The organism is Trichococcus sp. ES5, assembly GCF_900067165.1.
Lineage (GTDB): Bacteria > Bacillota > Bacilli > Lactobacillales > Aerococcaceae > Trichococcus > Trichococcus flocculiformis.
On sequence record NZ_FJND01000017.1, the window covers coordinates 57757 to 64312 of the forward strand.

The 6556-nt window shown below is 45.6% G+C and carries 9 protein-coding genes; all 9 read right to left on the reverse strand.

What is annotated here, in order from left to right:
- Nucleotides 1-23 precede the first annotated feature (23 nt).
- Nucleotides 24-530: a ComE operon protein 2 gene (locus TES5_RS11735; RefSeq protein WP_068562184.1), complete on the reverse strand. Its 507-nt coding sequence runs from the start codon at nucleotides 528-530 to the stop codon at nucleotides 24-26.
- 63 nt (nucleotides 531-593) lie between these two features.
- Entirely contained in the window at nucleotides 594-1286 is a 693-nt protein-coding gene (locus TES5_RS11740) for a helix-hairpin-helix domain-containing protein (protein ID WP_232309372.1), read from the reverse strand.
- 151 nt (nucleotides 1287-1437) lie between these two features.
- Nucleotides 1438-1953: a pantetheine-phosphate adenylyltransferase gene (coaD, locus tag TES5_RS11745; RefSeq protein ID WP_068562185.1), complete on the reverse strand. Its 516-nt coding sequence runs from the start codon at nucleotides 1951-1953 to the stop codon at nucleotides 1438-1440.
- 4 nt (nucleotides 1954-1957) lie between these two features.
- The gene (rsmD, locus tag TES5_RS11750) at nucleotides 1958-2524 is read right to left on the reverse strand and encodes a 16S rRNA (guanine(966)-N(2))-methyltransferase RsmD (RefSeq protein ID WP_068562186.1); all 567 of its coding nucleotides are present in this window, start codon (nucleotides 2522-2524) and stop codon (nucleotides 1958-1960) included.
- Nucleotides 2525-2566: 42 nt separating this feature from the next.
- Nucleotides 2567-2887 carry a YlbG family protein gene (locus TES5_RS11755; protein ID WP_068562187.1) on the reverse strand — a complete coding sequence of 107 codons (321 nt, stop codon included), beginning with the start codon at nucleotides 2885-2887 and terminating at the stop codon, nucleotides 2567-2569.
- A 4-nt stretch (nucleotides 2888-2891) separates the two neighbouring features.
- On the reverse strand, nucleotides 2892-3335 hold the full coding sequence (locus TES5_RS11760; protein ID WP_068562188.1) for a YlbF/YmcA family competence regulator: 444 nt from the start codon (nucleotides 3333-3335) through the stop codon (nucleotides 2892-2894).
- A gap of 78 nt (nucleotides 3336-3413) precedes the next feature.
- Nucleotides 3414-4457 (reverse strand): CAP-associated domain-containing protein, encoded by a 1044-nt coding sequence (locus TES5_RS11765; protein ID WP_068562189.1) that lies wholly within the window; start codon nucleotides 4455-4457, stop codon nucleotides 3414-3416.
- Nucleotides 4458-4619: 162 nt separating this feature from the next.
- Entirely contained in the window at nucleotides 4620-5789 is a 1170-nt protein-coding gene (ftsW, locus tag TES5_RS11770; RefSeq protein ID WP_068562190.1) for a putative lipid II flippase FtsW, read from the reverse strand.
- 8 nt (nucleotides 5790-5797) lie between these two features.
- Nucleotides 5798-6097 (reverse strand): Fpa/YlaN family protein, encoded by a 300-nt coding sequence (locus TES5_RS11775; RefSeq protein ID WP_068562191.1) that lies wholly within the window; start codon nucleotides 6095-6097, stop codon nucleotides 5798-5800.
- Nucleotides 6098-6556: the final 459 nt, after the last annotated feature.

Sequence of the window (6556 nt, forward strand, 5' to 3'; positions counted from 1 at the left end):
CAAAAGCAGATAGCCTTTAATGGTCAGTCATGATGACCGCAACAAGCAGCAGAGTCATCATCTTGTTGATCTTTTCGTTTCAGTAATTGATAAAAATAATCCGGATCGAGGGGGACTTGTTCATAAGGAATATCCATTGCATCCAAAAGATGAATGGCATAGGAGTCATTGTGATAGTCTTCCAAATAGTAGATTTTCTTGATCCCAGCCTGCAAAATCATCTTCGTGCATTGTAGACAAGGAAAATGCGTCACATATATTTCCGCATCCTCTGTCTGGGCGCCGAATTTGGCGCACTGGAGGATTGCATTCATTTCCGCGTGGATAGTGCGGACACAATGCCCATTCACGACATAGCAGCCCTCATCGATACAGTGCACATCGCCGGAAACACTCCCGTTATATCCTCCGGCTATGATGCGTTTGTCCCTGACGATTGTGGCTCCGACCTCCAAGCGTTTACATGTGCTCCGCAGCGAGAGCAATACGCTTTGTGCCATAAAATATTGATTCCAAGGAATTCTTTCCATGCAGTAGTTACCTCCATCCATATATAAAATTAAGTATACAAGAGCTGCTCTATTGATTCAATTTTATTTTGCGCCGACCGTGATTAGATCTTTTAACCCCTCGAAGGTTTTTTCACCAATTCCTGAAACTTCCATTATATCCTCGATCGTCTGGAAAGAGCCGTTCTCTTCACGGTACGCGATGATGAGCGCGGCTTTTTTTTCACCAATGCCATTCAATGTTTGCAGCAATACCGCATCCGCCGTATTGATGTCCACTTTCTCGGTTCCAGCCACCCCATTTCCGCTCTCTTGTTCGGCCAGCGGATTTTCCGCCACCGTAATCGGCCGCTCCGCTTCTTCCCCGACAGCAGGAATATAGATGACCATCTGATCCGCAACACGCTGTGATAGATTCACTGTGTCGGCATCAGCCGTTTCACTCAAGCCACCCGCCAAATCAATGATGTCAATGACGCGCATATCGGCCTCAGCCCGGTATACACCCGGATTTTTTACGGCCCCTTTGATGTCGACGATGATAATTTCCTGGACCGGCTCCGACTCTTCCGGCTGCTCTGGCGACTGATTAGACTCAGCAGCGCTTACCGCCAGGTAGGTTTCATCCAACAGCAGCTCCCCTGTGTCGGTTCCTGCCGTGCTGCCGTATATCAATCTGCCCAAGCCAAAGAGACATAGGGCGATAAACATAAACAAAACGGCAAACCGGATCACTTCCTGTTTATGGCAAGCAAGCCATTCCCGAATAGCATCCAAACTATCCCTCCTTTCGCATCCATTGACAACATACGCGAAAAGACGCAGAAACATTCAGCCGTCCGAAAATATGATCCATCTGCTCACCAAAACAAAAAGGTTGGGAAAAGAACCCAACGGCTCCTCTCCCAACCTTATGTAAATGCTCGATTCACTCCGATATTTTTTTACCCTTGAACGCGCTGTCCTGGAATTTCTGAAGGATAGCGGCGTTGATGTTGGCCGGCACCAAGGTGGATACATCCCCGCCGAACATCGCGACTTCCTTGATCAGGCTGGAACTGAGGTACCGATAATTTTCCGAAGACAACAGGATCACCGTCTCAAGATCCGGGGCCTGCAGCTTGTTCATCGAGGCGATGCTGTGCTCATACTCGAAATCCTTCACGTTTCGCACCCCTCGCAAAAGCGCGCAGGCGCCGACATCCCTTGCCATTTCAATGGTAAGCCCCCCGGTATGGCGGACGACGCGGACCTGCGGAAAGTCACGCAAAGCTTCGGCGACCAACCGGATTCTTTCCTCACCGTCAAATAAAGACTGCTTGGATGTGTTGGTCGATACTGCAACAACGATTTCGTCGAAAACAATCGCTGCACGCGAAATCGTATCGATGTGCCCGTTCGTCAAAGGGTCAAAACTCCCCGCAAATAGCGCTGTTTTTTTCATGGGATCACCCTTCCTGATTGTAGTCGAACATTTCGATAGCGATGGTCCCATAAACGGCACGCTTCCATTTTCCGTACGGGCCAATCTGTTCAGGCAACGTATTTTCTTTTGCCATTTCACAGACAAATACGGTCTCTTCATTGACCAATTGCAAGGCGATCATTTCAGTGATGTCAGCAACTGACTTTTCATCAGCATACGGCGGATCAAGAAAGACCAAAGAAAATTGCGTCTTCGGATTTTCCGAGGCGAAGACACGAAGATTTTTTCGCGCATCCCCCGGATAAAGGCTGAATTTCTCCGCTTCTTTCGTGATTGCGATATTTTCCTTGATCGTATCAAGTGCTTTTCGGTTCTTTTCGAACAACACCGCTCGATCGATCCCGCGGGATACTGCTTCGATCGATAAGCCCCCGCTGCCCGCGAACATGTCCAAGCTGACTCCGCCTTCAAAAAACGGACCGATGATGTTGAACAAGGACTCTTTTACCTTATCCGTTGTTGGCCGCGTATTGCTGCCAGGAACGCTTTTTAATCTGCGTCCTTTATATTCTCCTGCGATAACCCGCATCTGCACTCACCTACAAAAAGTATTTTTTATTTCCGATCACCACTAAAAAGAATAAGTCTTTGTTTCAAAAGCCGACTCGTGGTATTCCACTTCAGGATTATTACGATCTTTCCTGTCAGGAAGAGCATTCTTCAGGGTCATGTCGATCTCAGGACGATGCGACACTTCCACTTTCCGGACAAAATGCAGACTGTTCAATTTTTCGGCCGTGGTTTGCGCCTCTTCTTGGTCGACATACAACAGGACATACTTCATTCTGTTGGAAACATAATGGATATAACCGTATCTCTTTAAATTTTTGATTTGTCTCAAGGTATAGACCCAGACGACGATGCCTTGCCTTTTGGTCACTTCTAAGCTCATATGTTTACCCCCTACTGGAAATATGTATCTGGCAAGCTGCAGGCATGTTAGAATCCCCTGATTGAAAAAATGGGTCTCCTGCAGAAACCAATATATCTGGTGAAACGGCATGCGCCAACCGCTCGGAAACTTTATCCAAAAGCAATTGCAATTCGCGTTCCGCTGTCCGAAAGCGATAGACTGATTCATCCAAGTCCATGATTCGTTTGGCTTGGTAAACGCGCTGTTTTATTTCAGCATAATCCGGCGCAAAATCAGGATAGGCTTCTACCCTCTCGTATGCTTCTTTCGCTTCATTGAATGCCTTAATCTTGGCGTTAGCCGCTTTATTTTGTGAGAGAAGTCGCCTTGCTTCCTTATAAGATGCCATAGTTTCTCCGCTGCAGATTGTTTCCACCAGCTGGAGTGCTTGGTCTTCCAACGCGAAGTATTCTTCATTGATTATCATCTGATTCTCCTGCCTCGTGTATGTTGATGACGTCTACTTTGTAGTATAGCTCGAAAATGCAGCCGACTCAACCGTTATTTAGGGTCCGATAGGCTGTTCGCTCAATAGGATCAACTGATAGTGCTCATTGCTTGTGACGGCGTAACGAGTCAGATAGTCGTCGAAAATCACATTATCCACTTGTAGAGCCTTCAGGAAAAGCGCGGGAACACTGTAACAGTCATCATCAAAAACAAAGGCTGTTCGTCTATCCGGGACAACATCCACTAATTTTCTTTCGATGCGTTGATCCGATAAAGTGAAGGCTGCCGTAAAATCATTGATGTCTGTTTCACTCGGCATAAGCTCGTTTGCAGCGATAATCAACTCTTCGGATTCCTCGAACATCGTCAGTCCCCTGCGCTCCCGCAATATGCCCAATATACTTTTGATTTGAAGGATATTTTCCAAATCCGCAGCCATGTTTCGCTCCCAGTCATCATGCTCGACTTCGTATGCCTTTTCCGAAACGACAGAATAATATTCTAAATCCAACAATGCCTCATTCGAAAGGAAATACATCCCATAAACTGTCTTCGTCACATCATCAAACAGCAAAATAACAAAGCTGTCGTTCTCGAACTGAATCAACGGCGTACTTTCTTTTTGTTGCTTCGATAGAGCTAACTCATAAGGCGTATCACCGACAGTAAGATGAAAATCTCTTGCCAGATAACCCTCATCGAGTACATTATCCTGGGTCATACCGATTGTGTACATACCCGTTTCGATTTTGCTTCCCAAAATATACAGGGAGCGGATGACATCCTCCTTGACACCAATCTGGATATAGTCCGCAGCATTTGTCCCGAATACCCACCATTCACTGTCATCATAGGCTCTTCCAATGCGATTCGGCTGCCCGTGCTTCGCTGTGTAGGCTGTAATAGATTGACCGATGTAGGATTCATAGCCGGTAACCGGCAAAGGATACCCTTCATTTTCATCAATGGCCGTTTGCTCGTTCCTCGCGATGCTTGAAGTTGGCGCAATACGTTCATCGTTGTCCAAATAAAGAGGGAGTGCATAAGCTATGAATATAAATACAATGAACAATGACACTACTTTGATGGAAAATTTCACGCCTACCCCTCCTTGTGAATTCTGATTGTTGAATATGGTAAAGAATACCATGGTACCTACTATTATACTCTATTTTTGTCAGATACAAAAAGCATTCCGGACGTTTATCTACCGGGGCAACCACTCAAATAAAAAGAGCCGAAAATCGGCTCTTTTTATTGTTTATTTTGGTTGTTTGGAAATCTGATCATTGATGTACATATTGTTGACCAGTCCAATCGAAACGGCCGATACCAACAAGCTGGATCCGCCATAACTGACGAACGGAAAAGTGACTCCAGTCAACGGCATCAAGCCGGTCGCACCACCGACATTGATGACTCCCTGTATCAGGAACATCGTACCGATCCCGGTACAGACCAGTTGGGCAAAAGGATCTTTGATTTTGATCGCATTCTTAAAAATGCGATAGACCATATAGAAAAACAGCACCAAAACGAACGCAACTCCCACCAAGCCTAGCTCTTCCCCTACAATGGACAAGATGAAATCGGTGTGTGGTTCCGGCAGATAGCCCGATTTCTGGATGCTTTCACCGATGCCTACACCGAAAAGGCCGCCCCTACTCAAAGCGTAGTACGAATTCACTACTTGATAACCGGAATCCTGTATGTCGGCAAAAGGATCGATGAATGATGTGATCCTTTCTATCTGATAGGAATGGAAGAAAGGGATGCTGCTTCCGAATGTCCTCACCACGACGATGATCAGTCCGTATATCGCTCCGATAGCCCCGAAAGTCATGATGCCATATTTGACTTTGATGCCGCAGTGGAGGAACATGACCAGACAGATAAAGGCGATGATGGCAGCACCCCCAAGATCGGGCTGCAGGAACACCATCATCACTGCTGCCGCCGTTATCAGGAGCGGTTTCTTCATCGTATCGTAAAAAACAGCATTGATGCGGGATTGGTGTTTGGAAATGAACCAGGACAGATAAAGAATCAGATTCAATTTCATGAATTCCGCAGGTTGGAACCCGATTGTCCCGAAGTAAATCCAGCCGCGCGCGCCTTTTGTTGCGGTACCCGGCCATAAAAGCAAGTAAGCCAATATGGCGAAAAGAACTCTCAAACCATAACGCAAAGTTTTCTCATTTTTGAATATTCGTTTGGACAGAAAGGAAGCAATCAGCGCACCCAGCAAACCCAATGAAGCAAAAATGATTTGCTTATAAAAAAAATATTCCGAATTGTTGTAATCAGTCATGGCTCGATAACTGCTGGAACTGTAAACCATCAGAATCCCGAAACCCGACAGGATGATGTACGGAATCAGCAGGCGCCAATCCATACAGGAGAATTTTTTCTTGATTGCATTTTTAATCATATGGACAACTAAACCCCTTTGTCGGCGGAATCGTTTTTCGATTGATCAAAATAATTCGTGTACATGGCGTTCAAGGAAGCCTCCAAGTCACTCAATATCTTGTGTCCATCTTCCTTCGAGATGATCTCCAATTTTACGGCGTAATCAACTTCACGTGAGAATCCGTACATTTGCGTATCCACCACATCCTCAAAGGCCGGACAGTTCGCAAAACAAAGGTGTTCTTTTTGGCTATTGATTAATTTGTAGATCTTTTCAGCGTCTTGCATCAAGATTTCCAAAGCAGTTGTTTTATTGATGCTATCCATTTTAATTCCTCCCATAAAAAGTTAATGCATTCTATCATGAACTCCCCCGCAGCTCTTGCGGTCGATACAAAAAACATATGGTCATTCAAGTATATTATACCAAACAAATAGGCTGTCGCCTACAACCAGTCGCTTCCGGCTGATCAAAGAGAAAAAGGTCCGTGGCAACCATTGCCACGAACCCTTTTTCAGCATATAGGAATTTATAAATTTTTTCAACTCAGAAGTGCATCACCGTAGGTGTTTCACAAGATTGCAACATGTTTCATGCATCTAAAATGATGTCCAGCTTCACGGGTTAGCCCTTCGGAAAAAAGAATAAGGAACCTCTTGTCTCTGCGAGCCAAGACATACTGTTCGACTAATCTGCTGACGCAGAAAGTCTCTCAGCAATTGCGCTCTTCGATGCTCAGTTGCATGGGACTCTTAGGGATTCATCCCTTAGAGCCCCAGTACAAG

Coding starts and splice junctions, on each gene's coding strand:
- TES5_RS11735 (WP_068562184.1), bottom strand. CDS start 530: ATGGAAAGAATTCCTTGGAATCAATATTTTATGGCACAAAGCGTATTG.
- coaD (WP_068562185.1), bottom strand. CDS start 1,953: ATGAAAAAAACAGCGCTATTTGCGGGGAGTTTTGACCCTTTGACGAAC.
- rsmD (WP_068562186.1), bottom strand. CDS start 2,524: ATGCGGGTTATCGCAGGAGAATATAAAGGACGCAGATTAAAAAGCGTT.
- TES5_RS11755 (WP_068562187.1), bottom strand. CDS start 2,887: ATGAGCTTAGAAGTGACCAAAAGGCAAGGCATCGTCGTCTGGGTCTAT.
- TES5_RS11760 (WP_068562188.1), bottom strand. CDS start 3,335: ATGATAATCAATGAAGAATACTTCGCGTTGGAAGACCAAGCACTCCAG.
- ftsW (WP_068562190.1), bottom strand. CDS start 5,789: ATGATTAAAAATGCAATCAAGAAAAAATTCTCCTGTATGGATTGGCGC.
- TES5_RS11775 (WP_068562191.1), bottom strand. CDS start 6,097: ATGGATAGCATCAATAAAACAACTGCTTTGGAAATCTTGATGCAAGAC.